At 62.3% G+C, this 24,767-nt stretch carries 37 protein-coding genes; 2 read left to right on the top strand and 35 right to left on the bottom strand.

Annotation, left to right across the window (positions count from 1 at the left end; genetic code table 11):
• Positions 1 to 46: 46 nt before the first annotated feature.
• The 4 genes from msrP to G3N94_RS18820 form a co-directional block, all read right to left on the bottom strand.
• Entirely contained in the window at positions 47 to 1,042 is a 996-nt protein-coding gene (gene msrP, locus G3N94_RS18835; protein WP_205794092.1) for a protein-methionine-sulfoxide reductase catalytic subunit MsrP, read from the bottom strand.
• Between the two features lie 169 nt (positions 1,043 to 1,211).
• The gene (gene ccsB, locus G3N94_RS18830) at positions 1,212 to 2,402 is read right to left on the bottom strand and encodes a c-type cytochrome biogenesis protein CcsB (protein ID WP_205794091.1); all 1,191 of its coding nucleotides are present in this window, start codon (positions 2,400 to 2,402) and stop codon (positions 1,212 to 1,214) included.
• Positions 2,403 to 2,406: 4 nt separating this feature from the next.
• Complete coding sequence (locus G3N94_RS18825; protein WP_205794090.1) at positions 2,407 to 4,611, bottom strand: cytochrome c biogenesis protein ResB; 2,205 nt, start codon at positions 4,609 to 4,611, stop codon at positions 2,407 to 2,409.
• A gap of 205 nt (positions 4,612 to 4,816) precedes the next feature.
• On the bottom strand, positions 4,817 to 5,470 hold the full coding sequence (locus G3N94_RS18820) for a c-type cytochrome (RefSeq protein WP_205794089.1): 654 nt from the start codon (positions 5,468 to 5,470) through the stop codon (positions 4,817 to 4,819).
• Positions 5,471 to 5,685: 215 nt separating this feature from the next.
• On the opposite strand from G3N94_RS18820, the gene yihA reads away from it, so the two are divergent.
• Complete coding sequence (gene yihA / locus G3N94_RS18815; protein WP_205794088.1) at positions 5,686 to 6,345, top strand: ribosome biogenesis GTP-binding protein YihA/YsxC; 660 nt, start codon at positions 5,686 to 5,688, stop codon at positions 6,343 to 6,345.
• A 253-nt stretch (positions 6,346 to 6,598) separates the two neighbouring features.
• Positions 6,599 to 7,597 carry a porphobilinogen synthase gene (gene hemB, locus G3N94_RS18810; RefSeq protein WP_205794087.1) on the top strand — a complete coding sequence of 333 codons (999 nt, stop codon included), beginning with the start codon at positions 6,599 to 6,601 and terminating at the stop codon, positions 7,595 to 7,597.
• A gap of 135 nt (positions 7,598 to 7,732) precedes the next feature.
• Here hemB and dsbD read toward each other — a convergent pair whose 3' ends face one another.
• From dsbD to rpsJ, 31 genes are all read right to left on the bottom strand, one after another.
• Entirely contained in the window at positions 7,733 to 9,598 is a 1,866-nt protein-coding gene (gene dsbD, locus G3N94_RS18805; RefSeq protein WP_205794086.1) for a protein-disulfide reductase DsbD, read from the bottom strand.
• Positions 9,591 to 9,917, bottom strand: coding sequence for a divalent-cation tolerance protein CutA (gene cutA, locus G3N94_RS18800; protein ID WP_205794085.1), 327 nt, complete (start codon positions 9,915 to 9,917; stop codon positions 9,591 to 9,593). The genes dsbD and cutA overlap by 8 nt, the downstream gene beginning before the upstream one ends.
• A gap of 194 nt (positions 9,918 to 10,111) precedes the next feature.
• Positions 10,112 to 10,507, bottom strand: a complete 396-nt coding sequence (gene rplQ / locus G3N94_RS18795) for a 50S ribosomal protein L17 (RefSeq protein WP_006400638.1) — start codon at positions 10,505 to 10,507, stop codon at positions 10,112 to 10,114.
• Between the two features lie 138 nt (positions 10,508 to 10,645).
• Complete coding sequence (gene rpoA, locus G3N94_RS18790) at positions 10,646 to 11,623, bottom strand: DNA-directed RNA polymerase subunit alpha (RefSeq protein ID WP_205794084.1); 978 nt, start codon at positions 11,621 to 11,623, stop codon at positions 10,646 to 10,648.
• Between the two features lie 124 nt (positions 11,624 to 11,747).
• Positions 11,748 to 12,371, bottom strand: a complete 624-nt coding sequence (gene rpsD, locus G3N94_RS18785) for a 30S ribosomal protein S4 (RefSeq protein WP_205794083.1) — start codon at positions 12,369 to 12,371, stop codon at positions 11,748 to 11,750.
• A gap of 140 nt (positions 12,372 to 12,511) precedes the next feature.
• On the bottom strand, positions 12,512 to 12,913 hold the full coding sequence (gene rpsK, locus G3N94_RS18780; RefSeq protein ID WP_010092939.1) for a 30S ribosomal protein S11: 402 nt from the start codon (positions 12,911 to 12,913) through the stop codon (positions 12,512 to 12,514).
• 28 nt (positions 12,914 to 12,941) lie between these two features.
• Positions 12,942 to 13,307 carry a 30S ribosomal protein S13 gene (rpsM, locus tag G3N94_RS18775; RefSeq protein WP_205794082.1) on the bottom strand — a complete coding sequence of 122 codons (366 nt, stop codon included), beginning with the start codon at positions 13,305 to 13,307 and terminating at the stop codon, positions 12,942 to 12,944.
• Positions 13,308 to 13,345: 38 nt separating this feature from the next.
• Positions 13,346 to 13,462, bottom strand: a complete 117-nt coding sequence (gene rpmJ, locus G3N94_RS18770; protein ID WP_004199844.1) for a 50S ribosomal protein L36 — start codon at positions 13,460 to 13,462, stop codon at positions 13,346 to 13,348.
• 20 nt (positions 13,463 to 13,482) lie between these two features.
• Positions 13,483 to 13,701: a translation initiation factor IF-1 gene (infA, locus tag G3N94_RS18765; RefSeq protein ID WP_004521905.1), complete on the bottom strand. Its 219-nt coding sequence runs from the start codon at positions 13,699 to 13,701 to the stop codon at positions 13,483 to 13,485.
• 9 nt (positions 13,702 to 13,710) lie between these two features.
• Entirely contained in the window at positions 13,711 to 15,060 is a 1,350-nt protein-coding gene (secY, locus tag G3N94_RS18760) for a preprotein translocase subunit SecY (protein WP_205794081.1), read from the bottom strand.
• Between the two features lie 44 nt (positions 15,061 to 15,104).
• Positions 15,105 to 15,539, bottom strand: a complete 435-nt coding sequence (rplO, locus tag G3N94_RS18755; RefSeq protein WP_059759907.1) for a 50S ribosomal protein L15 — start codon at positions 15,537 to 15,539, stop codon at positions 15,105 to 15,107.
• Between the two features lie 26 nt (positions 15,540 to 15,565).
• Positions 15,566 to 15,748 (bottom strand): 50S ribosomal protein L30, encoded by a 183-nt coding sequence (gene rpmD, locus G3N94_RS18750; protein ID WP_006400644.1) that lies wholly within the window; start codon positions 15,746 to 15,748, stop codon positions 15,566 to 15,568.
• Between the two features lie 15 nt (positions 15,749 to 15,763).
• The gene (gene rpsE, locus G3N94_RS18745; RefSeq protein WP_006752931.1) at positions 15,764 to 16,282 is read right to left on the bottom strand and encodes a 30S ribosomal protein S5; all 519 of its coding nucleotides are present in this window, start codon (positions 16,280 to 16,282) and stop codon (positions 15,764 to 15,766) included.
• A gap of 14 nt (positions 16,283 to 16,296) precedes the next feature.
• A complete protein-coding gene (gene rplR / locus G3N94_RS18740; protein ID WP_006400645.1) occupies positions 16,297 to 16,662 on the bottom strand; it encodes a 50S ribosomal protein L18 in 366 nt (121 codons plus the stop codon).
• A gap of 12 nt (positions 16,663 to 16,674) precedes the next feature.
• Positions 16,675 to 17,205 carry a 50S ribosomal protein L6 gene (rplF, locus tag G3N94_RS18735; protein ID WP_205794080.1) on the bottom strand — a complete coding sequence of 177 codons (531 nt, stop codon included), beginning with the start codon at positions 17,203 to 17,205 and terminating at the stop codon, positions 16,675 to 16,677.
• A gap of 18 nt (positions 17,206 to 17,223) precedes the next feature.
• Complete coding sequence (gene rpsH, locus G3N94_RS18730; RefSeq protein WP_011350677.1) at positions 17,224 to 17,619, bottom strand: 30S ribosomal protein S8; 396 nt, start codon at positions 17,617 to 17,619, stop codon at positions 17,224 to 17,226.
• 14 nt (positions 17,620 to 17,633) lie between these two features.
• Positions 17,634 to 17,939 (bottom strand): 30S ribosomal protein S14, encoded by a 306-nt coding sequence (gene rpsN / locus G3N94_RS18725; protein ID WP_006400648.1) that lies wholly within the window; start codon positions 17,937 to 17,939, stop codon positions 17,634 to 17,636.
• Between the two features lie 7 nt (positions 17,940 to 17,946).
• Positions 17,947 to 18,486, bottom strand: coding sequence for a 50S ribosomal protein L5 (rplE, locus tag G3N94_RS18720; protein WP_004202757.1), 540 nt, complete (start codon positions 18,484 to 18,486; stop codon positions 17,947 to 17,949).
• 16 nt (positions 18,487 to 18,502) lie between these two features.
• On the bottom strand, positions 18,503 to 18,811 hold the full coding sequence (gene rplX, locus G3N94_RS18715) for a 50S ribosomal protein L24 (protein ID WP_205794079.1): 309 nt from the start codon (positions 18,809 to 18,811) through the stop codon (positions 18,503 to 18,505).
• Between the two features lie 9 nt (positions 18,812 to 18,820).
• Entirely contained in the window at positions 18,821 to 19,189 is a 369-nt protein-coding gene (rplN, locus tag G3N94_RS18710) for a 50S ribosomal protein L14 (RefSeq protein WP_004197951.1), read from the bottom strand.
• Positions 19,190 to 19,499: 310 nt separating this feature from the next.
• Entirely contained in the window at positions 19,500 to 19,772 is a 273-nt protein-coding gene (rpsQ, locus tag G3N94_RS18705) for a 30S ribosomal protein S17 (RefSeq protein WP_047899582.1), read from the bottom strand.
• A complete protein-coding gene (rpmC, locus tag G3N94_RS18700; protein ID WP_006400652.1) occupies positions 19,769 to 19,963 on the bottom strand; it encodes a 50S ribosomal protein L29 in 195 nt (64 codons plus the stop codon). Before rpmC ends, rpsQ begins: the two co-directional genes overlap by 4 nt.
• 9 nt (positions 19,964 to 19,972) lie before the next feature.
• Positions 19,973 to 20,389: a 50S ribosomal protein L16 gene (gene rplP, locus G3N94_RS18695; protein WP_006752927.1), complete on the bottom strand. Its 417-nt coding sequence runs from the start codon at positions 20,387 to 20,389 to the stop codon at positions 19,973 to 19,975.
• Between the two features lie 2 nt (positions 20,390 to 20,391).
• Positions 20,392 to 21,192 (bottom strand): 30S ribosomal protein S3, encoded by an 801-nt coding sequence (rpsC, locus tag G3N94_RS18690; RefSeq protein ID WP_006400654.1) that lies wholly within the window; start codon positions 21,190 to 21,192, stop codon positions 20,392 to 20,394.
• An 11-nt stretch (positions 21,193 to 21,203) separates the two neighbouring features.
• Positions 21,204 to 21,533 carry a 50S ribosomal protein L22 gene (rplV, locus tag G3N94_RS18685; RefSeq protein ID WP_004199272.1) on the bottom strand — a complete coding sequence of 110 codons (330 nt, stop codon included), beginning with the start codon at positions 21,531 to 21,533 and terminating at the stop codon, positions 21,204 to 21,206.
• A gap of 12 nt (positions 21,534 to 21,545) precedes the next feature.
• Positions 21,546 to 21,821: a 30S ribosomal protein S19 gene (rpsS, locus tag G3N94_RS18680; protein ID WP_004199273.1), complete on the bottom strand. Its 276-nt coding sequence runs from the start codon at positions 21,819 to 21,821 to the stop codon at positions 21,546 to 21,548.
• A 10-nt stretch (positions 21,822 to 21,831) separates the two neighbouring features.
• Complete coding sequence (rplB, locus tag G3N94_RS18675) at positions 21,832 to 22,659, bottom strand: 50S ribosomal protein L2 (RefSeq protein WP_205794078.1); 828 nt, start codon at positions 22,657 to 22,659, stop codon at positions 21,832 to 21,834.
• 2 nt (positions 22,660 to 22,661) lie between these two features.
• Entirely contained in the window at positions 22,662 to 22,976 is a 315-nt protein-coding gene (gene rplW, locus G3N94_RS18670) for a 50S ribosomal protein L23 (protein WP_004199275.1), read from the bottom strand.
• Positions 22,973 to 23,593, bottom strand: a complete 621-nt coding sequence (gene rplD, locus G3N94_RS18665) for a 50S ribosomal protein L4 (RefSeq protein WP_042582908.1) — start codon at positions 23,591 to 23,593, stop codon at positions 22,973 to 22,975. The genes rplW and rplD overlap by 4 nt, the downstream gene beginning before the upstream one ends.
• Positions 23,593 to 24,243 (bottom strand): 50S ribosomal protein L3, encoded by a 651-nt coding sequence (rplC, locus tag G3N94_RS18660; protein ID WP_124599309.1) that lies wholly within the window; start codon positions 24,241 to 24,243, stop codon positions 23,593 to 23,595. The genes rplD and rplC overlap by 1 nt, the downstream gene beginning before the upstream one ends.
• Positions 24,244 to 24,420: 177 nt before the next feature.
• On the bottom strand, positions 24,421 to 24,732 hold the full coding sequence (gene rpsJ / locus G3N94_RS18655; protein WP_004199280.1) for a 30S ribosomal protein S10: 312 nt from the start codon (positions 24,730 to 24,732) through the stop codon (positions 24,421 to 24,423).
• Between the last annotated feature and the right edge of the window lie 35 nt (positions 24,733 to 24,767).

Here is a 24,767-nt window from a genome sequence, read left to right as displayed (position 1 = left end):
GCGGGCGTGAGCGTCGAAGGGGACATATCGTTACTCACCGGTCGCGTCAGATGTACTTCTTCAGGTCCATGCCCTGATACATCGACGCGACGAGGTCGCCGTAGCCGTTGAACATCAGTGTCTTGCGCTTCGGCGTGAAGAACCCGTCCTCGCCGATGCGCCGCTCGGTCGCCTGGCTCCAGCGCGGGTGGTCGACGTTCGGATTCACGTTCGAATAGAACCCGTACTCGTTGCGCGCATAGGTATTCCAGCTGGTCGGCGGCTGCTTGTCGACGAAGCGGATCTTCACGAGCGACTTCGCGCTCTTGAAGCCGTACTTCCACGGCACGACGATCCGCACCGGCGCGCCGTTCTGGTTCGGCAGCACCTGCCCGTAGACGCCCATCGTCAAGAGCGTCAGCGGATGCATCGCCTCGTCCATCCGCAGTCCTTCCGAATACGGCCAGTCGAGGATCGGCGTCGACAGGCCCGGCATCTGCGACGGATCGGCGAGCGTGATGAACTGCACATATTTCGCGTTGCCGGTCGGCTGCACGCGCTTGATCAGCTCGGCAAGCGGCACGCCGATCCACGGAACCACCATCGACCAGCCTTCGACGCAGCGCAGCCGATACACGCGCTCCTCGAGCGGCGCGAGCCTGAGCAGCTCGTCGAGGTCGAACACCTTCGGATGCTGCACTTCACCTTCGACGCTCACGCGCCACGGACGCGCGCGCAGCGTGCCGGCGTTTTGCACCGGGTCGCCCTTGTCGGTGCCGAACTCGTAGAAGTTGTTGTAGGACGTGATGTCCTTGAACGGCGTCACCTTGTCGGCGACGACAAACTTCGGATTGGTTTTCGCGGCCAGTTTCGCCGCCCGCGCATCGGGCGACGCGTACGCGGCGAGCGCCGCGCCGCTGCGGCCAAGCACACCGCCGGCCACCGCGATGCCGGCCGCCTGCAGCATGCGCCGGCGGTTCTCGAATAGCGCGCGCGGCGTAATCTCGCTGCGCGGAATGTCGTCACCGCTCAACGCGCTGCGGAATGGCCGTTTGATCCACATCGTGCTGCTCCTCCTGCGCGCGCCTTTTGCACGCTCCATGCACACTCAATGCGCGTTCGACCCGCCCGATCATGCGCCGTTCGACGCCCGGATCCCCCGCCCGTTACAAAAGAAAACCGCCGGGCACACTGTGCACCGGCGGTCTTTGGTCGGACGAGCGTCGCGAATCTTACAGCTTGCCGTAGCTGTGCAGCCCCGACAGGAACATGTTGACGCCGAGGAACGCGAACGTCGTGACGACGAGCCCGGTCAGCGCCCACCATGCGGCGGCCGTGCCGCGCAGGCCTTTCATCAGGCGCATGTGCAGCCATGCCGCGTAGTTCAGCCAGACGATCAGCGCCCAGGTTTCCTTCGGGTCCCAGCTCCAGTAGCCGCCCCATGCCTCGGCCGCCCACAACGCGCCGAGGATCGTCGCGATCGTGAAGAACGCGAAGCCGACCGCGATCGACTTGTACATCACGTCGTCGAGCACCTCGAGCGTCGGGAGACGATCGGCGAGCACGCCACGCTCCTTCATCAGGTATGCGACCGACACCATCGCCGACAGCGCGAAGCTGCCGTAGCCGATGAAGTTCGCCGGCACGTGGATCTTCATCCACCAGCTCTGCAGCGCCGGCACGAGCGGCTGGATCTGCTGCGCGTCGCGCGCGACCGAGTACCACATCAGGAAGCCGACCGCAGCGCTGATCACCAGCAGCACGAACGCGCCGAGCGCGCGCGTGCCGTAGTGGCCTTCGTAATACAGGTAGAGCAGCGCGGTGATCAGGCTGAACAGCACGAACACTTCGTAGAGGTTCGACACGGGAATATGCCCGACGTCGGCGCCGATCAGGTACGACTCGTACCAGCGCACCATCAGCCCCGTGAAGCCCATCAGCACGGCGACCCACGTGAGCTTCTGGCCGATCGCCGAGCCCGATTCCGAGCGTGCGAGCAGGCCGATCCAGTAGAAGAACGTCGCGAGCACGAACAGCGCGCTCATCCACAGGATCGCGGACTGGCTCGACAGGAAATACTTGAGGAAGAACGCCGAATCCGCGCGCGCGAGATCGCCCTGGTAGATCTGGATCGACAGCAGCGCCAGCACCGCGATCGACGCCATCAACAGCCGCGCCGGCTTCCAGCGCCAGCCGAGCGTGACGAGCGCCGGAACGGTGCCGATCAGCACCGCCTTGTCGTAGTAATCCATGTGCGCGTTGTAGTGCACGAACGCGTAGCCCGCGCCGAGCACCAGCGCCAGCGCGAACAGCCAGTCGAGCGGCGACAGGCGCGCCAGGAACGGACGGTCGTCGAACAGCGGCGCCGGAATCGGGGCTCGAGACGACGCGTCACGGGCGGGAGAGACTTGAGTGAGATCCATGATGTTACCGGGTGGAATTCTCGGAACCACCGCCAGCGGGCGGGCGGGAAGCCGATGCCGCACCAGCCGGCGCGGCATCGCGAGGTGCGGTGTGCAACGCGGCGCCGGCCGCGTCGCGCGTCTGCACGAATTCTTTCTCGAAATCGAAGGTCTTGCGGGCCGTGGACATCGCCATCACCACATCGACGCCGGAGCCGGCGTCCTTGAGCCAGAACCAGAGGCGCCGCTCGCGCACGTAGAACATCGAGAAGATGCCGGCGACGAGCAGCAGGCTGCCAAGATACACCAGATTCTTGCCCGGCGCGCGCGTCAACTGAAATACCGAAGCTTGCACCTGCTTGAATGAGTCGAGCTGCAGATAGACCGGCGCACCATACAGGAAGCTGTCGGACAGCGCGTTGATCGCGCTCTGCACGAACCGCACCGAATCCGCGCCCTGCTGGGCCGGCGGCTCGCCGCCGCGCTCGCGCGCGATCTGCCAGACCTCCCACATCGCGCCCTCGAGCATCCGCAGCATCAGGCTGGCCGCCTTCTCCTGCTCGGCCTTCGGCACCGAGCGGTCGATGAACGTCGCGACGGCCTGGAAGCCGCCCATCGGCTGGCCGTCGGCGCCGCGCCCGGCGCTGTCGTCGCTCGCGGCAAACAGGGTCAGCACCTTCACGGCGCTTTCCTGCAGACGGCCGCGCAGCGCCGCTTCGCTGCCCGGCAGCGAATGCAGCGCGAAGCGGGCCGCCGCCTCCGTACGCACCGCCGGATCCTCGAGCGCCGCGCGCACGCGCATCCATTCGCCGATCGAATCCTGGCTGTCCGCCGGAATCCGCATGTAGCGGAACGGATCGTTCGGGCTTGCACGCACGCCGGCGAGGAATACACGCTCGCCGCCCATGTCGACCGGCAGCATGTAGTTGTTGAACTCGCGCGCCTGGCCATCCTTGCCGCGCACCTTGTATTGCACCGACGGGCCGATGTTGTGCAGTTGCACGGGCTTCGACGTCTTCGCGCCCGAGCCGAGCCGCTCGTCGAAGGCTTCCTTCAGCGATCCGGTCTTCGCGACGCCGCGCACGTCCGGCTTGCCGTTCGCGTCGGCCATGTTCTCGACGTTGATCGCGCGGAAGTCGGAGAATTCGATCGTCTCGCCGCCGGCGCCCGGCAGCGGCACCGAGCTGCCGATCGTGCCCTGCAGCGGGAACGTCTTCGCGGTGTCGCCCGTCATCGGGAACGCGGTCACCTGCATCTGCGAGCCGCCGTCCTGGAAGCTCGACTGGTAGATCGACACGCCCTTGTACGTGAACGGCTTGTTGACCTCGACGCGTGCCGGAATCTTCTTGCCCGTCTCGCGATCGATCACGACGATGTCGCTCGCGAACAGCTTCGGCATCCCGGTCGTGTAGTAGTCGACGATGAACTTGTTGAGCTGGATCGAGAACGGCAGGTCCTGGATCAGCGAGCCGCTCGGCTGGTTCAGGATCGCGGTCGACACGAACTGGCCTTCCGGCACCCACGCATAGCCGCGGAACGTCGGGTTCGACGCCGACAGCCGATGGTCGGGCGAGATCTCGCTGATCGTCGCGCTCGTATTGACGGGGCTCTTGCCGAACATCCACATCTGGAATTTGATCGGCAGGTTGCTGTCGAGCAGGCCGCCGACGCAGATCACGACGATTGCGAGGTGCGCGGAGATGTAGCCCCACTTCGTCAGCGCACCGCGCTTCGCGGAGATCAGCGTCGCGCCGTCGGTCTCGCGCACGACGTGCTTGTAGCCGGCCTTCGTGACGAACGCGGCGAGCGTCGCGGTTGCCGCCGCGCGCGTGCCGCTCGCCGCATATTCGGCCTTGTGGTGGAACGCGCGCAGGCTGCCTTCGCGCACCTTGTCCTTCCAGCTCTTCGCATCCTTGAGCATCTTCGGCGCATTGCGGATCACGCACAGCGAGATCGACACGACGAGGAAGATCAGGATCAGCATGAACCACCACGCGCTGTACACGTTGTACAGGCCGAGCGAACGGAAGATGTCCGCCCAGAACGGCCCGAACTGGTTCACGTAGTTCGGATACGGGTCGTCCTGGGTCAGGACCGTGCCGACGATACTCGCGATCGACAGCACCACCAGCAGTGCGATCGCGAAACGCATCGAGCTCAACAGCTCGACTGCGCGTTTCGTCGCGCCCTGGCCCGACTTCGACTGCAACCCCGACGTGGTAACGCTCATTCAAACTCCGACTAAGGGGAAACAGCCCCCAACGCTCACTATGTTCGCTGCCCCCCGAGGGGGCGGTCAGCACTCTTGGGGCGGCCCGGCGAGTGCTGACAACAAAAAAGGGCAAGGCGGCCGCAACGATGCGGCGCCCCACCCTTTTCTTGTTCTGACGCCGACCGCCCTTCGGGCGTCCGGCCACTCCGTTCGCGACCGACGCTCAGCGCAGCCCGGCGATATAGTCCGCCACGGCCTTGATCTCGCTGTCCGACAGTCGCGATGCGATCTGATGCATCGCCTCGTTGTTGTTACGGGCGCCAGCCCCCTGCTGGAACGCCGCCAACTGGGCAACCGTGTAATCCGCCCATTGGCCCGACAGACGCGGATACTGGACGGGCATCCCCTGCCCCGTCGGCCCGTGGCAACTCGCACACGCGGGCACACCCTTGTCCGCGATGCCGCCGCGGTAGATCTTCTGCCCGAGCGGCACGGTCGCCGCGTCATGCGCGGTGCCGAGCTTCGTCGCCTGCGAGCCGTAATACGCGGCGACGTTACGCATGTCGTCGGCGCTCAACGCGCTCGCGAAACCCACCATCACGGCATTGGTGCGCGCCGGCCCCTTCGCGCCCGACTGGGTCTTGAAATCGTTCAGCTGCTTGACCAGATACTCGGGATGCTGGCCCGCAAGCTTCGGAAAACTGCCCGACGCGCTGTTGCCGTCGGCGCCATGACACGATGCGCAAACCTGTCCCGCGATCGCCTTGCCGCGGTCCAGATCCGGCTTGGCCGCATCTGCCGCTGTTGCCTCTGCTACGAAACCTACGAACCCTGCTGCAAACTGAAGCACAACCAGAGACTTGCACAGTCGATTCATTCGCACACCCTGTTTCGTCTTGTGGGAATTTGAGGTTCTGCAATAAACGACGGCGATCAGTCTACCGCAGAAGCCGCGCAAGCGCGCGAGACGGGCGCCCGGGGCCTTCGGTAAAACCGTCGTATTGTACAATATCGCGCTGAAAGCCCCTGCGCCTATCGGGGCTACCCCGCCTCCACCAAGCGGCTCGCGCCGCCCGTCCGTCCCCGGTTCCCATGGCCTTTCTGCTCCATCAAGCCCGCTTCTACACGACCGTCAACCACCTGCGCGACCTGCCGCCGACGGTGCAGCCGGAAATCGCGTTCGCGGGCCGCTCGAACGCCGGCAAATCGACGGCGATCAACGTGCTGTGCAACCAGAAACGGCTCGCGTTCGCGTCGAAAACGCCCGGCCGCACGCAGCACATCAACTACTTCTCGGTCGGCCCGGCGGCCGAGCCCGTCGCGAATCTCGTCGACCTGCCCGGCTACGGCTACGCGGAAGTGCCCGGCGCCGCGAAGGCGCACTGGGAAATGCTGCTGTCGACCTACCTCGCGACCCGCTCGCAGCTGTGCGGCCTGATCCTGATGATGGATTCCCGCCGTCCGCTGACCGACCTCGATCGCCGGATGATCGAGTGGTTCGCGCCGACCGGCAAGCCGATCCACACGCTGCTGACGAAGTGCGACAAATTGACGCGCCAGGAAAGCGTCAACGCGCTGCGGACGACGCAAAAGGGGCTCGATGCGTATCGCGACTCGGGCGTCGAAGGCAAGCTGACGGTCCAGCTGTTCTCCGCGCTCAAGCGCACGGGGCTCGACGACGCGCACGCGCTGATCGAGAGCTGGCTGCGGCCGTCCGTCGCCGACGAAAATGCCGAGCCTGTAGCAAAATGACCGGGCAACGCGCAGCCGGGAAACGGCGGCGCGCACCTGACAGTGCCTGCGATTCGACCTGCGCATAAAAAAACCCGCCGTTGAACGGCGGGTCAAACAGCCTAATCGAATAACGACAGGCACCCGCTCAGGGAGGAGAAGCGGGGAGCGTCACGCAAGGCGTGCCGCTCGATCGCTATCATATACCAACGCTCCAGAAAATAACCTAAGGGTTCCGTAAGGCCCTTATTGTCCTGATTTCTGCCCAACTGCCATGAGCTTCCATCCGCTTCATCGTCCGCGCAGGATGCGCCGCGACGACTTCTCCCGCCGCCTGATGCGCGAAAACCGCCTGACCACCGACGACCTGATCTATCCGGTGTTCGTCGTCGACGGCACGAACGAGCGGCAGCCGGTGCCGTCGATGCCGGGCGTCGAGCGCGTGTCCGTCGACTTGCTGATGCACGTCGCCGAGCAATGCGTCGAGCTGGGCGTGCCGGTGCTGTCGCTGTTCCCGGCCATCGAGCCGTCGCTGAAGACGCCCGACGGCCGCGAGGCGGCCAACCCCGAAGGCCTGATCCCGCGCGCGGTGCGCGAGCTGAAAAAGCGCTTCCCCGAGCTCGGCGTGCTGACCGACGTCGCACTCGATCCGTACACGAGCCACGGCCAGGACGGCGTCCTCGACGAAAACGGCTACGTGATCAACGACGACACCATCGAGATCCTGATCGAGCAGGCGCGTGCGCAGGCCGAGGCCGGCGTCGATATCGTCGCACCGTCGGACATGATGGACGGCCGCATCGGCGCGGTCCGCGAAATGCTCGAAAGCGAAGGTCATATCCATACGCGCATCATGGCTTATTCGGCCAAGTACGCGTCGGCGTTCTACGGCCCGTTCCGCGACGCGGTCGGCTCGGCCGCGAATCTCGGCAAGAGCAACAAGATGACCTACCAGATGGATCCGGCGAACAGCGACGAAGCGCTGCGCGAAGTGCGCCTCGACATCGACGAAGGCGCGGACATGGTGATGGTCAAGCCCGGCATGCCGTACCTCGACATCGTGCGCCGCGTGAAGGACGAGTTCCGCTTCCCGACCTACGTGTACCAGGTGAGCGGCGAATACGCGATGCTGAAAGCCGCTGCGATGAACGGCTGGCTCGACCACGACAAGGTCGTGCTCGAATCGCTGCTCGCATTCAAGCGTGCCGGCGCCGATGGCGTGCTGACCTATTTCGCGCTCGACGCCGCGCGACTGCTGAAGGCCCAGCGCTGATCCGCAGGCCTTCGCGCAAAAACAAAACGGCGACGCATTTCGGTGCGTCGCCGTTTTTTCTTGCCTGTCGCTTCGGATGCGGAGCAGGCGTTCGTGCGTTTCGGTCGCCGCCTCGAGGCCGGCGACACGTGCCCGTCACACCGACGGCACGGCCGCGCGATCGAGACTGCGCAGGAACGTATCCGCGGCCTGATAGCCGACCACCCGGCCGATTTCGTTACCGTTACGGTCGAAGAAGATGATTCCCGGCGGCCCGAACAGGTTGAAGCGCTTGAGCAGCGCCTGATCGTCCGGGTTGTTCGCGGTGACGTCCGCGCGCACCAGGTGCAGTTGCGCGAGCCGCGCCTGCACGCGCGAATCGGTGAACGTCAGATGCTCCATTTCCTTGCAGCTCACGCACCAGTCGGCGTAGAAGTCGAGCATCACCGGCCGGCCTGAAGTCTTCAGCAACGCATCCAGATCGGCATTCGACCCCACCGATGCAAAAGCCGGCCCCTCCTGCGCAGCGGACGCTCCGCCTGCGGGCGCACCCGAAACGGACGCGGTCGTGCGCGCGGCGAGCACCGCCAGCGGCTTCACGGGGTCGGTCGACCCTGCGGCCAGCCCGACGAGCAAGGCCGCCGCCCAGATCGTCAGCGCCGCGCCGAGCCCGCGCCCGAGCCGCCGCCAGATGGACGACGCGCCCGCATGCGGGGTGAACAGCCCCAGCGCCGCGGCTGCAATCAGCAGCCACAACGCGGCCAGCACCATCCTGAACGCGCCGCCGAGCACCGGCCAGACGATCCACAGCGCGGCTGCGAGCAGCACGATGCCGAAGAACACCTTCACACTGTCCATCCACGCGCCCGCCCGCGGCAGCAAAGCGCCCGCGCCGACGCCGACGACCAGCAGCGGCACGCCGAGCCCGAGGCCCATCGCGAACAGCGCCGCGCCGCCGAGCAGTGCGTTGCCCGTATGAGCGATGAACGCGAGCACCGCGAACAGCGGCGCCGTCATGCAGGCGCCGACGACGAGCGCCGACAGCGCACCCATTGCCGCGACCGCGACGAAGTGCCCGCCCTTGCGGCCGCTCGACGCGTCCGCGGCGCCGTTTTGCCAGCGCTGCGGCAATGCGATATCGACGCCGGAAATCAGCGACACCGCAAATGCCGTCAGCAGCACGCCGAAGCTGCCGAGCACCCACGGATTCTGCAGCCACGCGCCGAGGCTCTGCCCGACCAGCGCGGCCGCGATGCCGAGCACCGTGTAGACGAGCGCCATGCCGACCACGTAGGTAAGCGACAGCGCAAAGCCTCGCGTGTGGGTCGCGCGCGTGCCCTGGCCGATGATGATCGCCGACACGATCGGGATCATCGGATACGAGCAGGGCAGCAGGCTCAGCACGACGCCCGCAACGAAATACAGTGCGATGATCGTCAGGAACCCGTGCCCCTCGAGCAGCGACTGCGTGTATTCGGCGCTCGTGACCTTGTCGAACCAGTTGCCGGCCGCCGCATCCTGGCCCGAAGTCGACGCGGCCGTTGCCGCGCCCAGCGCGTCGCCGCCAACTTTGACGACATGCTCGGCGGGCGGATAGCAGATGCCCTCGTCCGCGCAGCCCTGCGACGTCACGGTGAGTTCGAACGGCCCGGCCGCCTGCTTGACCGGCACATGGATCACGAGGTCGCCGCGATAGGTTTCGACGTTCTTCTGGAACGTCTGATCGAACTTCACGTGACCGGCCGGCAGTTGCGGTTCGCCGAGCGTCGCCTGCCCGCTCTTGACCGCGAATGCGAACCGCTCCCGATACAGGTAATAGCCGTCGGCGATCCTGAAGCGCACGTCGACCTGCCCGGGCGACTCGCTCGAACTGAACTTGAACGCGACCGACGGATCGAGGAAATCGTCGGCGGCGCGGGCGAGCGACGTCCCGCCCAGCACGAATGCGAGCGCGAACGACAGCAGGAACGCGAAGAACCGCAGCGCGTCGACACGCGCGCGAACAGCCATACCGTTAAACATGAAATAGACGTTGAGTTTCGCTGGTCACCCATTGGCCGTATGCCGGCGACGCGGCAGCCTGCCAGGAGACGATTTCAGGGGTGTCGTAAGGATGGTGCGACTGGATGAAGCGTTCCAGCTCCAGCGAGCGCACCGCGCTCGTCTTGAACAGCAGCTGGATCTCTTCGGCCGTCTCGATCTTGCCTTCCCAGTGATAGCGCGACCGGACCGTACCGAGCTGCGACACGCAGGCGGCAAGCCGCGCGGCCAGCGCGCCATCGGCGAGCGCGTCGGCGGTTGCCGCATCCGGCACCGTCGTCAGCATCAGCACCACGACCATTCGCGCACCTCCAGTTTCGTCCGCCGGCGCATTCACCCGCTGTTTGCCCCGTATCGTAGCGCACCCGGCACGATGGTGCCGGCGGACCGACTGCGGCAGTCGACCACACCCCGTCGACCGCATTCCGGGCCACCAAGCAAAAAGGGCCAAGCGAATGCTTGACCCTTTTTTGCTACTGCGACGTGCCGGGAAGCTTATTCAGCTTCTTGCACGTTTTCCGTTTCGTCGACTTCCGGACGATCCAGCAGTTCGACCAGTGCCATCGGTGCGTTGTCGCCGACGCGGAAGCCGAACTTCAGGATGCGCAGGTAGCCGCCCGGACGGTTCGCGAAACGCGGACCGAGCACGTCGAACAGCTTCGCGACCGAGTCGCGATCGCGCAGGCGGTTGAACGCCAGGCGGCGGTTCGCGAGCGACGGCTTCTTGCCGAGCGTGATCAGCGGCTCGACGACTTTACGGAGTTCCTTCGCCTTCGGCAGCGTCGTCTTGATGACTTCGTGCTCGATCAGCGAGTTGGACATGTTACGGAGCATAGCCAGACGGTGGCTGCTCGTGCGGTTCAGTTTCCGCAGACCATGACGATGGCGCATTTCAGTTTCCTTGATTCAAAGTTTTGATCCAGCTCTTCTATCGCACCCCAACGGGTGCACGGGCCGGTAACAGAAAAAAGCAAGATGCGGATTCTAAAAGAAAATCCGCATCTTGACCAGTTACAACAGCAACCGGGCTTACTTGTCGAGACCAGCCGGCGGCCAGTTCTCGAGCTTCATGCCCAGCGTGAGACCGCGCGAAGCGAGCACTTCCTTGATCTCGTTGAGCGACTTGCGACCGAGGTTCGGCGTCTTCAGCAGCTCGTTTTCCGTGCGCTGGATCAGATCGCCGATGTAGTAGATGTTCTCGGCCTTCAGACAGTTCGCCGAACGAACCGTCAGCTCGAGATCGTCCACCGGACGCAGCAGGATCGGATCGATCTGCGGTGCGCGCGACGGTGCTTCGGCTGCCGCTTCCGTGCCTTCCAGCGCCGCGAACACGGACAGCTGGTCGACCAGGATGCGCGCCGATTGACGGATCGCTTCTTCCGGGGTGATCACGCCGCTCGTTTCGATGTTCATCACGAGCTTGTCGAGGTCGGTACGCTGCTCGACACGTGCGCTTTCGACTGCGTAGCTCACGCGGCGAACCGGCGAGAACGACGCGTCGAGGACGATGCGGCCGATGATCTTGGCCGTGTCTTCGCCATAGCGACGGACGTTGCCCGGCACATAGCCGCGGCCCTTCTCGATCTTGATCTGCACGTCGAGCTTGCCGCCCTTCGACAGATGCGCGATCACGTGATTCGGGTTGATGACTTCGCAATCGTGCGCCAGCTCGATATCGCCGGCCGTGACGACGCCTTCACCTTCCTTGCGCAGGGTTACCGTCACTTCGTCGCGGTTGTGCAGCTTGAACACCACGCCCTTCAGGTTCAGCAGCAGGTTGACGACGTCCTCTTGCACACCATCAAGCGTCGAATACTCGTGCACCACGCCCGCGATCGTCACTTCGGTCGGCGCGTAGCCCACCATCGACGACAGCAGCACGCGGCGGAGCGCATTGCCCAAGGTGTGGCCGTAGCCGCGTTCAAACGGCTCCATGACCACCTTCGCATGGTTCTCGCCCAGCGATTCCACGGCGATGATCTTGGGTTTCAACAAACTGGTTTGCATAGGTTTTCCTTTTCAATACCCTCGGCTCGTTACACCGATAAGGCTGACCGGTAACACCCTGAAAATAAACAGCCGAGGCTACCCCTTGCTGTACGCAATCGGGGTACCTCGGCCGTCAATCGGATTAACGCGAGTACAATTCGACGATCAGGCTTTCGTTGATGTCGCCAGCGATGTCGGCGCGCTCCGGCACTTGCTTGAACGTGCCTTCGAACTTCTTTGCATCGACCGCAACCCAGCTCGGCATGCCGCCTTGCTCAGCCAGCGACAGTGCTTCGACGATACGCGCCTGCTTCTTCGCCTTTTCGCGGATCGAGACCACGTCGCCTGCCTTCACTTGCTGCGACGGGACGTTCGCGACGACGCCGTTCACGGTGATCGACTTGTGGCTCACCAGCTGACGCGCTTCAGCGCGGGTCGAGCCGAAGCCCATGCGATACACGACGTTGTCGAGGCGCGACTCGAGCAGTTGCAGCAGGTTTTCACCCGTGTTGCCCTTGCGGCGGTCGGCTTCAGCGAAGTAGCGGCGGAACTGACGCTCCAGCACGCCGTAGATGCGCTTGACCTTTTGCTTCTCACGCAGCTGCGTGCCGTAGTCGGACGTACGTGCGCCCGAGATGCGGCCGTGCTGGCCGGGCTTGCTGTCGAGCTTGCACTTGTCGGCGAGCGAGCGACGCGCGCTCTTCAGGAACAGGTCGGTGCCTTCACGGCGGGACAGCTTGGCCTTGGGGCCGATATAACGTGCCACTTTGCATTCCTTTATCAATCACTCACGCGGATCGGAATCCGCGCTAGTTCGCGCCCTTTGGGGCGAACGGTGGGCTTAGTCAATCAAAAAAGCACAGCCCGTCGACGCTAAGCGGCGACAGGCATTGCGCCAGCACATCGTTAGATGCGGCGACGCTTCGGCGGACGGCAGCCGTTGTGCGGAACCGGAGTGACATCCGAAATCGCGGTGATCTTGATGCCGAGGCCGTGCAGTGCGCGCACTGCCGACTCACGACCCGGGCCCGGGCCCTTGATCCGCACTTCCAGATTCTTCACGCCATATTCCATCGCCACGCGACCGGCCGACTCAGCAGCAACCTGAGCAGCGAACGGCGTCGACTTGCGCGAGCCCTTGAAGCCCTGGCCGCCCGACGTCGCCCATGCCAGTGCATTGCCCTGGCGATCGGTGATCGTGATGATCGTGTTGTTGAACGACGCGTGAACGTGAACCACGCCTTCAGCGACGTTCTTCTTGACCTTCTTGCGAACGCGTTGCGCCGCGGTGTTCGAAGCCTTAGCCATTACGTTTTCCTGTAACTGTCAGTTCCGCTTACTTCTTCAGCGCTTGCGCTGCACGACGCGGACCCTTGCGGGTACGTGCGTTCGTACGCGTACGCTGACCGCGCATCGGCAGGCCCTTGCGATGGCGAACGCCACGGTAGCAGCCGAGATCCATCAGGCGCTTGATGTTCATCGTCACTTCACGGCGCAGATCGCCTTCGACGACAAACTTGCCTACTTCTTCACGCAGCTTTTCAAGGTCTGCGTCGGTCAGATCTTTGACCTTCTTCGAAAAATCGACGCCAGCTGCCACGCAGATGCTGCGCGAACGGGTGCGGCCGATACCGAAGATAGCCGTCAGGCCAATTTCGGTATGCTGGTGATTCGGGACGTTAACCCCTGCGATACGAGCCATTGTTTTTCCTCAAACAAAAAGCGCAAACAAACGCGCGGTCAGCCTTGGCGCTGCTTGTGGCGCGGATCCGAGCTGCAGATCACGCGAACGACGCCTTTGCGCTTGATGATCTTGCAATTGCGGCAAATGCGCTTAACCGATGCCATCACTTTCATGATATTACCCTTTTTTCAAATCACTTCGCCCGGAACACGATCCGCGCACGAGACAGATCGTAAGGCGTCAATTCAACCGTCACCTTGTCGCCCGGGAGAATGCGGATGTAGTGCATCCGCATTTTTCCGGAGATGTGCCCCAACACGACATGGCCGTTTTCCAGCTTCACACGGAAGGTCGCATTCGGGAGGTTTTCGATCACCTCACCCTGCATCTGGATTACATCGTCCTTGGCCATAGGTCCTTTTTAACGCGTTGGGACGTTGCCGCCCTTGAAGTTGGCCTTCTTGAGCAGCGACTCATACTGTTGCGACATAACGTACGACTGCACCTGCGCCATGAAGTCCATCGTGACGACGACAATGATCAGCAGCGACGTTCCACCAAAATAAAACGGCACGTTCCAGCGCAGCACCAGGAATTCCGGCAGCAGACACACGAAGACGATGTAGATCGCACCGGCCAGCGTCAGACGCGTGAGGATGCGGTCGATATATCGTGCGGTCTGCTCACCAGGACGGATGCCCGGCACGAACGCGCCGCTCTTCTTCAGGTTGTCCGCGGTTTCCCTGCTGTTGAACACCAGTGCGGTGTAGAAGAAGCAGAAAAACACGATTGCCAGCGTGTACAGCAGCACATAGACCGGCTGGCCCGGCTTCAGCGCCTCCGCCACGCCATGCAGCGTATTGGAGAACCAGCTTCCCGACGGCTGACCCGTGCTGAACCAGCCGAGAATCGTTGCCGGGAACAGGATGATCGACGACGCGAAGATCGGCGGAATCACGCCCGACATGTTCAGCTTCAGCGGCAGGTGGGACGACTGCCCGCCGTAGATCTTGTTGCCGACCTGGCGCTTCGCGTAATTCACGAGGATCTTGCGCTGACCGCGTTCGATGAACACGACCAGGTAAGTCACCGCGGCAATCAGGACGACGATGATGATCGCCGAAATGATGCTCATCGAACCCGTACGCACCAGCTCGAACAACCCACCGACGGCATTCGGGAACCCTGCTGCAATCCCGCCGAAGATGATGATCGAGATACCGTTGCCCAGACCTCGCTCGGTGATCTGCTCACCCAGCCACATCAGGAACATCGTGCCGGTCACCAGCGTCACGACCGTCGTCAGCCGGAACAGCATGCCGGGATCGATGACGAGACCAGGCTGGTTCTCCAGCGCGGCCGCGATACCGAACGCCTGGAAGGTCGCGAGCACCACGGTGAAATACCGCGTGTACTGCGTGATCTTCCGTTGCCCAGCCTGCCCTTCCTTCTTCAGCGCTTCGAGCTGCGGCGACACGATCGCCAGCAACTGCATGATGATCGACGCCGAGATGTACGGCATGATCCCCAGCGCGAAGATCGTGAAGCGGGAAAGCGCGCCACCCGAGAACATGTTGAACATGCCAAGGATGCCGCCCGCCTGGCTCTGGAACAGCTTCGCCAGTTGATCCGGATCGATGCCGGGCACGGGAATGTGCGCGCCGATGCGATAGACGATCAGCGCCAGCAGCAAGAACATTGCACGCCGGCGCAGATCGCCGAACTTCGCCGTGCTTCGACCGGGTTTTGCAAGACTCGGGCTGTTAGCCAAGTACTTTCTCCGATGCAAATGCTAGAGACGACGCGCTAGGCGTGTCACTCGGCAAACGAACCGCCAGCCGCTTCGATCGCTGCGCGCGCACCCTTGGTGGCGCCGAGACCCTTCACGACGATTTTGCGCTTCAGTTCGCCCGTCGCGATGATCTTTGCGCTCTTCGTCAGCTCGCCGACCAGGCCGGCTTGCTTCAGTGCGAGCAGATCGACTTCATCGACCGGCAGCTTCTCGAGGTCGCCCAGACGCACTTCACCGACGAATTCCTTCGTCAGCGACGTGAAGCCGCGCTTCGGCAGACGACGTTGCAGCGGCATCTGACCGCCTTCGAAGCCGACCTTGTGAAAGCCGCCCGAACGCGATTTCTGACCCTTGTGACCACGGCCAGCCGTCTTGCCGAGGCCCGAACCGATGCCGCGGCCGACGCGACGCTTGGCGTGCTTGGCGCCAGCGGCCGGCTTCAGGTTATTCAATTCCATATCAACTCCTTGATCCGTAGGGCCGCTTACGCGATGACCTTAACGAGGTACGAGACCTTGTTGATCATGCCGCGGACCGCCGGCGTGTCCTGCAGCTCGCTGACCGAGTTGAGTCGGCGCAGGCCCAGGCCACGCACGGTCGCGCGGTGCGATTCGCGGGTCCCGATCAGGCTCTTTACGAGCTGAACCTTGACAGTTTTTTCAGACATGGTGACCACCCGGGCTTAGCCCAAAATATCTTCGACGGACTTGCCGCGCTTCGCCGCGATGTCTGCCGGGGTGGACTGCTTGCGCAGGCCGTCCAGCGTCGCACGGACGAGGTTGTACGGGTTCGTCGAACCGTGGCTCTTGGCCACGACGTTCTGAACGCCCATCACGTCGAACACTGCGCGCATCGGGCCGCCGGCGATCACGCCCGTACCTGCCTTCGCCGGAGCGAGGAGGACAGCGGATGCGCCGTGCTTGCCGTGCACTTCGTGCTGCAGCGTGCCGTTCTTGAGCGGCACCTTGAACATGTTGCGGCGAGCTTGTTCCATTGCCTTCTGGACGGCAACCGGCACTTCCTTCGCCTTGCCCTTGCCCATACCGATGCGGCCATCGCCGTCGCCAACCACGGTCAGTGCGGCGAAGCCGAGAATACGGCCACCCTTCACGACCTTGGTCACGCGGTTGACCGAAATCATCTTTTCACGAAGGCCGTCGTCGCGCTCGTCAGCCTGAACTTTCGCTTGCATCTTTGCCATGACGAATTCCTTCCTTAGAACTTGAGCCCAGCTTCGCGAGCTGCCTCGGCCAGCGCCTTGACGCGGCCGTGGTAGCGGAAGCCCGAGCGGTCGAAGGCGACGGATTCGATGCCGGCGGCCTTGGCCTTCTCGGCAATACGCTTGCCGATCAGCGTCGCAGCAGCAACGTTGCCACCCTTGCCCGACTTGTCGGCGAGCTCTGCGCGCACCTCTGCTTCGAGCGTCGACGCGCTGGCCAGCACCTTGGTGCCGCAGGGCGAGAACACTTGAGCGTAGATGTGCGTGTTCGTGCGATGCACGGCGAGACGCGCGACCTGCAGCTCAGCGATCTTGATACGCGTCTGGCGAGCGCGGCGCAGGCGAGATTGAGTCTTATCCATGATTGCGCACCCTTACTTCTTCTTCGTTTCTTTGAGGATCACAACCTCGTCGGAATAGCGCACACCCTTGCCCTTGTAGGGCTCCGGCGGACGGTAGCCGCGGACTTCCGCTGCCACTTGACCGACTTGTTGCTTGTTGATCCCCTTGATCACGATTTCGGTTTGCGTCGGGGTTTCAGCCTTGATGCCTTCCGGCATCTGGTGCACCACCGGGTGCGAGAAACCCAGCGACAGATTCAGCTTGTCGCCTTGCGCTTGCGCACGATAACCGACGCCAACCAGCGTCAGCTTGCGCTCGAAACCCTTGGTCACGCCGTGCACCATGTTCGCGATCAGCGCGCGCATCGTGCCCGACAGTGCATTTGCTTCGCGGCTTTCGTCCGCCGGCGACAGATTCAGCGTGCCGTCGTTGTTCGCCACGTTCACGAGCGGGTTGACCGCTTGCGTGATGGTGCCCAGCGGGCCCTTGACGGTGATCGCACCGTCAGCCAGCTTGACTTCCGCGCCTTGCAGCGCGATCGGGCTCTTACCTACTCGAGACATGTTTCTCTCTCCTCGGCTTTAAGCGACGTAGCAGATGACTTCGCCGCCGACGCCCGTAGCGCGCGCCTTGCGGTCGGTCATCACGCCCTTCGGCGTCGACACGATTGCCACACCGAGGCCATTCATGACCTGCGGAATGTCGTTACGGCCGCGGTACACGCGCAGGCCAGGCTTCGACACGCGTTCGATGCGTTCGATGACCGGACGGCCAGCGTAGTACTTCAGCGCGATATTCAGTTCGGACTTCGCACCTTCCGCCTTCACGGCGAAATCGTCGATATAGCCTTCGTCTTTCAGGACTTGCGCGATTGCAACCTTGACTTTCGACGAGGGCATCGACACCGATACCTTCTCGACCATCTGCCCGTTGCGGATGCGAGTCAGCATATCGGCGATAGGATCACTCATGCTCATTTACGTTTCTCCTATTACCAGCTCGCCTTGGTCAGGCCAGGAATCTCGCCACGGAATGCGATTTCACGAATCTTGTTGCGCGCGAGGCCGAATTTACGGAACGTGCCACGCGGACGGCCCGTAATCGCGCAGCGGTTACGCTGGCGGGTCGGGTTTGCGTTGCGGGGCAGTTGCTGCAGCTCCAGGCGTGCTTCGTAGCGCTCTTCTTCCGACTTGCTTTGGTCTTCGATGATCGCCTTCAGCGCTTCGCGCTTTGCTGCGAACTTCGCGACCAGGCGGGCGCGCTTCTTTTCACGTTCGATCAGTGCCAGTTTAGCCACGGTAACCTCAGTTTCTGAACGGGAACTTGAAGCTGGCGAGCAGTGCCTTCGCTTCGTCGTCGGTCTTCGCGGTCGTCGTGATGCTGATGTTCAGCCCACGCAGCGCGTCGATCTTGTCGTAATCGATTTCGGGGAAAATGATCTGCTCTTTCACACCGATGTTGTAATTGCCACGGCCATCGAAAGCACGACCCGACACACCGCGGAAGTCACGCACGCGGGGCAGGGCAACGGTCACGAAGCGGTCGAGGAATTCGTACATCGCGCGGCCACGCAGCGTCACCATCGCGCCGATCGGGTAACCCTGGCGGATCTTGAAGCCTGCGATTGCCTTGCGTGCCTTCGTGACGACCGGCTTCTGGCCGGCGATCTTCGTGAGGTCGCCAACGGCGTTCTCGATGATCTTCTTGTCAGCGACAGCTTCGCCAAGACCCATGTTCAGCGTGATCTTGGTGATGCGCGGCACTTCCATGACCGACTTGTAACCGAACTTCTCGATCAGGCCGGGCACAACCTTTTCTTTGTAAAACTCTTGAAAACGAGCCATTTTTTACTCCGCTGCGTCAGGCGCTCAGTACGGCACCGGTCGTCTTCAGGAAGCGAACCTTCTTGCCTTCCTCGACCTTGATGCCAACACGCGACGCCTTGCCATTCGCGTCGACCAGGGCGACGTTCGAGATGTGCAGGGGCATCGTCTTCGCTTCCACGCCACCCGTCGTACCCTTCATCGGGTTGGGCTTCACATGCTTCTTGACGAGATTGATACCTTCAACCGTCACATGCTCGGCACCGACGGCCAGCACGACACCGCGCTTGCCCTTGTCCTTGCCTGCGACGATGATGACTTCGTCACCTTTGCGAATCTTGTTCATCGCGACTCCTTACAGCACTTCCGGCGCCAGCGAAACGATCTTCATGAATCGTTCGCTACGCAGCTCACGCGTGACCGGCCCGAAGATACGGGTGCCGATCGGCTCGAGCTTGTTATTCAAAAGCACAGCGGCGTTGCCGTCGAACTTGATCAGCGAGCCGTCTTGACGGCGCACGCCCTTGGCGGTGCGGACCACCACGGCGTTGTAGATTTCGCCTTTCTTCACACGCCCGCGCGGCGTTGCCTCTTTGACGCTCACCTTGATGATGTCGCCAATGCTGGCATAACGACGCTTCGAGCCGCCGAGCACCTTGATGCACATGACTTCACGCGCACCCGTGTTGTCGGCTACTTCAAGCCGAGATTCGGTCTGGATCATGGTTTGTCTTTCCCAACTTAATCCGGATGCACCACCATGATGCATACGGTCAGTCTTGGTCCCGTCAGCCAATCGGCTGCTTGGGTTGGAACAGCAGCGACGGCAAACGAAACCCGCCATCGCAATTCGGTGAATCTTTCGGAGCAGGCTGGCGCCTGTCCGCTTCCCCCACCAATTTCGCCCGCGACGGGGCTCCCATAAAGAGGGAAGACCGAGATTATAACAAATAATCCCGGTCGCGCAAGCAAAAACTTTGCGATTTCAGGCACTTCGTTGCCGAAGTGCCTGTTACTGCCTACTGCCTGCCCGCTTAGATCACGCGGGCTGCCTCGACGAGACGCGACACCGCCCAGGCCTTCGTCTTCGAAACAGGACGGGTTTCCTGGATTTCGACGAGATCGCCTTCGTTGCAGGTGTTCGCTTCATCGTGCGCGTGGTACTTCTTCGAGCGCACGACATACTTGCCGTAGATCGGGTGCTTGACGCGGTGCTCGATCAGCACGGTGACGGTCTTGTCCATCTTGTTGCTGACGACCCGACCGACCAGCGTCCGCTTCAGCGAGGTTTTCACGCTATCGTTCATTTCTGGTTCGCCTTCTGAGTCATGACGGTCCGCACACGTGCGATGTCGCGACGAACCTTCTTCAGCTGGCTCGTGTTCGTGAGCTGCTGGGTCGCGAGTTGCATGCGCAGGCCGAATTGCGCCTTCAGCAGGTCCGCCAGCTCCTTGTTGAGCGCGGCCTGGTCTTTCTGGAGAAGTTCGGAAGCCTTCATGTTTTCTCCTTAGGCGCCGAGCTGACGCACGATGAATGCCGTCTTCAGCGGCAGCTTCGCTGCAGCCAGACGGAACGCTTCGCGTGCCAGTTCTTCGGTAACGCCGTCCATTTCATACAGCATCTTGCCCGGCTGGATCTCTGCGACGTAGTACTCAGGGTTACCCTTACCGTTACCCATACGCACTTCCGCCGGCTTTTGCGAGATCGGCTTGTCCGGGAAGATACGGATCCAGATGCGGCCGCCACGCTTGATGTGACGCGTCATGGCACGACGCGCCGCTTCAATTTGACGCGCGGTCAAACGGCCGCGACCGATCGCCTTCAGGCCGAAGTCACCGAACGACACTGCGTTGCCGCGCGTCGCCTTGCCGGTGTTACGACCCTTCTGCTCTTTGCGATACTTCCTGCGTTTCGGTTGCAGCATCGTTATTCTCCAGTCTTGCCGTCTTCCGGCTTGCCGGCGCCACGGCGCGGTGCGCCACGGCGAGCACCCGGAGCGCCGCCTTCGCCATCACGGCGCGGACGACGGTCGCCCGGACGCGCATTGCGACGCGGACGCTTGTCTTCGGCTACTTCTTCCACCACCGGTGCGTCGTTGCGGCCAAGGGTATCGCCCTTGTAAACCCACACCTTGACGCCGATGATCCCGTAGGTCGTCTTCGCTTCCGAGGTCGCGTAGTCGATATCGGCACGCAGCGTGTGAAGCGGCACGCGACCTTCGCGATACCACTCCGTACGAGCGATTTCGATACCGTTCAGACGGCCGGCGCTCATGATCTTGATGCCCTGGGCACCCAGACGCATCGCGTTCTGCATCGCACGCTTCATCGCGCGACGGAACATGATCCGGCGCTCGAGCTGTTGCGTGATCGAGTCAGCGATCAGCTGAGCATCGGTTTCCGGCTTGCGGATCTCTTCGATGTTGACGTGAACCGGAACGCCCATGCGGCGTTGCAGTTCCGTCTTCAGCAGTTCGATATCCTCACCCTTCTTGCCGATGACGACACCCGGACGCGAGCTGAAAATCGTGATGCGCGCATTCTTTGCCGGGCGCTCGATGACGACGCGACCGACCGAAGCGTTCTTCAGCTTCTTCTTCAGGTATTCACGAACACCGATGTCTTCCTGCAACATCGCCGCGAAATTGTTGTTGTTCGCGTACCAACGCGAAGCCCAATTGCGGCTGACAGCCAGGCGGAAGCCAGTCGGATGAATTTTCTGTCCCATCGTATGGCTCCTTAATTCCCGACCGTCACAGTGATGTGACAGGATTGCTTCTCGATGCGGTTGCCGCGGCCCTTGGCGCGCGCGGTGAACCGCTTGAGCGATGCAGCCTTGTCGACGTAGATGCTCTTGATCTTGAGCTCGTCGATATCAGCGCCTTCGTTGTGCTCCGCATTCGCGATTGCCGACAGCACAACCTTCTTCACGATGCCAGCCGCCTTCTTCGGCGAGAACGTCAGAACGTTCAGCGCCTTGTCGACCGGCAAACCGCGGATCTGGTCAGCCACAAGGCGCGTCTTCTGCGCCGAGATGCGGGCACCGCGATGAATTGCTTTCACTTCCATCTTGATTGCCCCTTATTTCTTGGCCTTCTTGTCGGCCGCGTGACCCTTGAACGTACGGGTCAGTGCGAACTCGCCAAGCTTGTGGCCGACCATGTTTTCCGAGATGTACACCGGAACGTGTTGACGGCCGTTGTGAACAGCGATCGTCAGGCCGATGAAATCCGGCAGAATCGTCGAACGACGCGACCAGGTCTTGATCGGCTTCTTGTCACGCGAAGCTGCAGCCGCCTCAACTTTCTTCAGCAAATGGGCGTCGCAGAACGGACCTTTTTTAACAGAACGTGCCATTGCCTACTCCTTAACGCTTGTGACGGCGCTGGACGATCATCGTCGTCGTGCGCTTGTTGCTGCGGGTGCGGTAACCCTTCGTCGGCGTGCCCCACGGGCTCACCGGGTCGCGACCTGCAGCCGTCTTGCCCTCACCACCACCGTGCGGGTGATCAACCGGGTTCATTGCAACGCCACGCACCGTCGGGCGGATACCGCGCCAGCGGTTCGCGCCTGCCTTGCCGATCTGGCGGAGGCTGTGCTCTTCGTTGCCCACTTCACCGATCGTTGCACGGCACTCGATGTGCACGCGGCGGATTTCGCCCGAACGCAGACGAACCTGCGCGTAGACGCCTTCGCGTGCCAGCAGCATGGCCGACGTACCGGCCGAACGCGCCATTTGCGCGCCCTTGCCCGGCAGCATCTCGATGCAGTGGATCGTCGTACCGACCGGAATGTTGCGGATCGGCAGCGTGTTACCTGCACGGATCGGCGCTTCCGAGCCCGACATCAGCTGCTGGCCAACCGTCACGCCCTTCGGCGCGATGATGTAGCGACGCTCGCCGTCTGCGTACAGCACCAGCGCGATGTTCGCGCTGCGGTTCGGGTCGTACTCGAGACGCTCGACCTTTGCCGGGATGCCGTCCTTCGTGCGACGGAAATCGACGATACGGTAGTGCTGCTTGTGACCACCGCCCTTGTGGCGGGTGGTGATGTGACCGTTGTTGTTACGGCCGGCGGTCGAGCTCTGCGTGTCGAGCAGTGCCGCATGCGGCTTGCCCTTGTGCAGATTCTTGTTGACCACCTTGACCATCGCGCGGCGACCCGGCGAAGTCGGTTTAACTTTCACGATTGCCATGATTACTTGGCCTCCGCTTCAAAGTTGATTTCCTGGCCGGGCTTCAGGCAAACGTACGCCTTCTTCACGTCCTTGCGGCGGCCCATCGAACGGCCGAAGCGCTTTTGCTTGCCCTTCTGAACCAGCACGTTGACGGAATCAACTTCAACCTTGAACAGCAGCTCGACAGCCGCCTTCACTTCCTGCTTCGTGGCATCCGGTGCGACTTCGAACACGACTTGCTCGTTCTTGTCGGCAACCAGCGTCGCCTTTTCCGAGATCACCGGTGCGAGCAGGACCTGCATCAAACGATGATCGTTCTTGCGAATCTCGCTCATGACAGCAACTCCTCGATCTGGGCGACCGCAGCCTTCGTGACCAGCACTTTCTTGAAGTAGATCAGCGACAGCGGGTCAGCGTAGCGCGGCTCGACAACTGCCACGTGCGGCAGGTTGCGCGAAGCCAGGTACAGGTTTTCGTCGACCGTGTCGGTGATGATCAACACGGATTCGAGACCCATGGCCTTGAATTTTTCAGCCAGCAGCTTGGTCTTCGGCGCTTCGAGAACGATGTCCTCGACGACCGACAGACGGCCTTCGCGGGCCAGCTGCGAGAAGATCGAGCAGAGACCTGCGCGATGCATCTTCTTGTTGACCTTGTGCGAGAAGTTTTCTTCCGGCGAGTTCGGGAAGATACGGCCGCCGCCACGCCACAGCGGGCTCGACGACATACCGGCACGAGCACGGCCCGTACCCTTCTGGCGCCACGGCTTCTTGGTCGTGTGCTTGACTTGCTCACGATCCTTCTGCGCGCGGTTACCCTGGCGAGCGTTCGCCTGGTAAGCAACGACGACCTGGTGGATCAGTGCTTCGTTGTAGTCACGGCCGAACACGACGTCCGACGCGTTAACCACTGCACCTTCCTGACCATTTGCGTTCAGGAGCTTGAGTTCCATTATTTCGCCCCCTTGGTCTTCACGGCCGGCGTCACGAAAACCTTGCCGCCCTTCGCACCCGGAATCGCGCCCTTGACCAGCAGCAGCTTGCGCTCTGCGTCGATACGAGCGATTTCGAGATTCTGAACCGTCACCGTCTCGTCACCCATGTGACCCGTCATGCGCTTACCCGGGAAAACACGACCCGGATCCTGCGCCATACCGATCGAGCCCGGCACGTTGTGCGAGCGCGAGTTACCGTGCGTGGCACGGCCCGACGAGAAGTTGTAACGCTTGATCGTACCTGCGTAGCCCTTACCGATCGACACGCCTTGCACGTCGACCTTCTGGCCCACTTCGAACAGGTCCGGACCAACGATAGCGCCGTTCGACAGCTCAGCTGCCTTGGCCGCATCGATGCGGAATTCCTTGAGGATTTCACCGGCTTCGACACCGGCTTTGGCAAGATGACCTGCCAGCGGCTTCGTCACGCGCGATGCACGACGGGAGCCGAATGCAACCTGCACGGCCGTGTAGCCGTCGGTTTCAACAGTCTTGATCTGCGTCACGCGGTTGTCCGACACGTCCAGCACGGTGACGGGAATCGAATCCCCTTCAGCCGTGAAGATACGGGTCATACCAACCTTGCGACCTACGAGTCCAAGGCTCATCGTTTTCTCCATTCCCGACTGCGATTGGTCGGGGCTGATTTACAAAATGCCGGGCACGCAAGGCCCGACTTTTTTACGCGAATACGCGAAAAGCCAAGCATTATAGCCGGGCCGTTCGTTTTCCGCAAGCAATCAATGACTTAGCGCCGTCCGACAGGCCGGGCGGCGCTGGAAGCCTTACTGCAGCTTGATTTCCACGTCGACGCCAGCCGGCAGGTCGAGCTTCATCAGCGCGTCGACCGTCTTGTCGGTCGGATCGACGATGTCCATCAGGCGCTGGTGGGTACGGATTTCGAGCTGATCGCGCGACGTCTTGTTGACGTGCGGCGAACGCAGGATGTCAAAACGCTGGATGCGCGTCGGCAGCGGCACCGGGCCACGGACGATTGCGCCAGTCCGCTTCGCCGTGTCGACGATTTCGGCAGCCGATTGATCGATCAGACGATAGTCGAAAGCCTTCAGACGAATGCGGATTTTTTGTTGCTGCATGACAATTCCTTGAAAAGAGCGAGGCGATATTGCAT

Source organism: Burkholderia sp. Ac-20353 (assembly GCF_017104785.1).
Taxonomy (GTDB): domain Bacteria; phylum Pseudomonadota; class Gammaproteobacteria; order Burkholderiales; family Burkholderiaceae; genus Burkholderia.
The sequence above is the reverse complement of the archived record's forward strand: the minus strand, read 5'-3'. Positions and strand labels throughout refer to the sequence as shown.

What these genes read in the sequence shown, in the direction of transcription:
- rplX (WP_205794079.1), bottom strand. Translation starts at nt 18,811, where the DNA reads ATGAACAAGATTCGCAAAGGTGACGAAGTCATCATCGTCGCAGGCAAG.
- rpsQ (WP_047899582.1), bottom strand. Translation starts at nt 19,772, where the DNA reads ATGAACGATAGCGTGAAAACCTCGCTGAAGCGGACGCTGGTCGGTCGG.
- rplV (WP_004199272.1), bottom strand. Translation starts at nt 21,533, where the DNA reads ATGGAAGTGAAAGCAATTCATCGCGGTGCCCGCATCTCGGCGCAGAAG.
- rpmJ (WP_004199844.1), bottom strand. Translation starts at nt 13,462, where the DNA reads ATGAAAGTGATGGCATCGGTTAAGCGCATTTGCCGCAATTGCAAGATC.
- rplN (WP_004197951.1), bottom strand. Translation starts at nt 19,189, where the DNA reads ATGATCCAGACCGAATCTCGGCTTGAAGTAGCCGACAACACGGGTGCG.
- infA (WP_004521905.1), bottom strand. Translation starts at nt 13,701, where the DNA reads ATGGCCAAGGACGATGTAATCCAGATGCAGGGTGAGGTGATCGAAAAC.
- rplF (WP_205794080.1), bottom strand. Translation starts at nt 17,205, where the DNA reads ATGTCTCGAGTAGGTAAGAGCCCGATCGCGCTGCAAGGCGCGGAAGTC.
- rplW (WP_004199275.1), bottom strand. Translation starts at nt 22,976, where the DNA reads ATGAGCGAGATTCGCAAGAACGATCATCGTTTGATGCAGGTCCTGCTC.
- rplD (WP_042582908.1), bottom strand. Translation starts at nt 23,593, where the DNA reads ATGGAACTCAAGCTCCTGAACGCAAATGGTCAGGAAGGTGCAGTGGTT.
- rplP (WP_006752927.1), bottom strand. Translation starts at nt 20,389, where the DNA reads ATGCTGCAACCGAAACGCAGGAAGTATCGCAAAGAGCAGAAGGGTCGT.
- hemB (WP_205794087.1), top strand. Translation starts at nt 6,599, where the DNA reads ATGAGCTTCCATCCGCTTCATCGTCCGCGCAGGATGCGCCGCGACGAC.
- rplR (WP_006400645.1), bottom strand. Translation starts at nt 16,662, where the DNA reads ATGGATAAGACTCAATCTCGCCTGCGCCGCGCTCGCCAGACGCGTATC.
- rpsJ (WP_004199280.1), bottom strand. Translation starts at nt 24,732, where the DNA reads ATGCAGCAACAAAAAATCCGCATTCGTCTGAAGGCTTTCGACTATCGT.
- ccsB (WP_205794091.1), bottom strand. Translation starts at nt 2,402, where the DNA reads ATGGATCTCACTCAAGTCTCTCCCGCCCGTGACGCGTCGTCTCGAGCC.
- msrP (WP_205794092.1), bottom strand. Translation starts at nt 1,042, where the DNA reads ATGTGGATCAAACGGCCATTCCGCAGCGCGTTGAGCGGTGACGACATT.
- G3N94_RS18825 (WP_205794090.1), bottom strand. Translation starts at nt 4,611, where the DNA reads ATGAGCGTTACCACGTCGGGGTTGCAGTCGAAGTCGGGCCAGGGCGCG.
- yihA (WP_205794088.1), top strand. Translation starts at nt 5,686, where the DNA reads ATGGCCTTTCTGCTCCATCAAGCCCGCTTCTACACGACCGTCAACCAC.
- dsbD (WP_205794086.1), bottom strand. Translation starts at nt 9,598, where the DNA reads ATGTTTAACGGTATGGCTGTTCGCGCGCGTGTCGACGCGCTGCGGTTC.
- rpsC (WP_006400654.1), bottom strand. Translation starts at nt 21,192, where the DNA reads ATGGGACAGAAAATTCATCCGACTGGCTTCCGCCTGGCTGTCAGCCGC.
- rpmD (WP_006400644.1), bottom strand. Translation starts at nt 15,748, where the DNA reads ATGTCTGAAAAAACTGTCAAGGTTCAGCTCGTAAAGAGCCTGATCGGG.
- rpsE (WP_006752931.1), bottom strand. Translation starts at nt 16,282, where the DNA reads ATGGCAAAGATGCAAGCGAAAGTTCAGGCTGACGAGCGCGACGACGGC.
- rpsS (WP_004199273.1), bottom strand. Translation starts at nt 21,821, where the DNA reads ATGGCACGTTCTGTTAAAAAAGGTCCGTTCTGCGACGCCCATTTGCTG.
- rpsM (WP_205794082.1), bottom strand. Translation starts at nt 13,307, where the DNA reads ATGGCTCGTATCGCAGGGGTTAACGTCCCGAATCACCAGCATACCGAA.
- rplE (WP_004202757.1), bottom strand. Translation starts at nt 18,486, where the DNA reads ATGGCTCGTTTTCAAGAGTTTTACAAAGAAAAGGTTGTGCCCGGCCTG.
- rpoA (WP_205794084.1), bottom strand. Translation starts at nt 11,623, where the DNA reads ATGCAAACCAGTTTGTTGAAACCCAAGATCATCGCCGTGGAATCGCTG.
- rpsK (WP_010092939.1), bottom strand. Translation starts at nt 12,913, where the DNA reads ATGGCTAAGGCTTCGAACACCGCGGCGCAACGCGTTCGCAAGAAGGTC.
- rpsH (WP_011350677.1), bottom strand. Translation starts at nt 17,619, where the DNA reads ATGAGCATGAGTGATCCTATCGCCGATATGCTGACTCGCATCCGCAAC.
- rplQ (WP_006400638.1), bottom strand. Translation starts at nt 10,507, where the DNA reads ATGCGCCATCGTCATGGTCTGCGGAAACTGAACCGCACGAGCAGCCAC.
- G3N94_RS18820 (WP_205794089.1), bottom strand. Translation starts at nt 5,470, where the DNA reads ATGAATCGACTGTGCAAGTCTCTGGTTGTGCTTCAGTTTGCAGCAGGG.
- cutA (WP_205794085.1), bottom strand. Translation starts at nt 9,917, where the DNA reads ATGGTCGTGGTGCTGATGCTGACGACGGTGCCGGATGCGGCAACCGCC.
- rplB (WP_205794078.1), bottom strand. Translation starts at nt 22,659, where the DNA reads ATGGCAATCGTGAAAGTTAAACCGACTTCGCCGGGTCGCCGCGCGATG.
- rpmC (WP_006400652.1), bottom strand. Translation starts at nt 19,963, where the DNA reads ATGAAGGCTTCCGAACTTCTCCAGAAAGACCAGGCCGCGCTCAACAAG.
- rplC (WP_124599309.1), bottom strand. Translation starts at nt 24,243, where the DNA reads ATGAGCCTTGGACTCGTAGGTCGCAAGGTTGGTATGACCCGTATCTTC.
- rplO (WP_059759907.1), bottom strand. Translation starts at nt 15,539, where the DNA reads ATGGAATTGAATAACCTGAAGCCGGCCGCTGGCGCCAAGCACGCCAAG.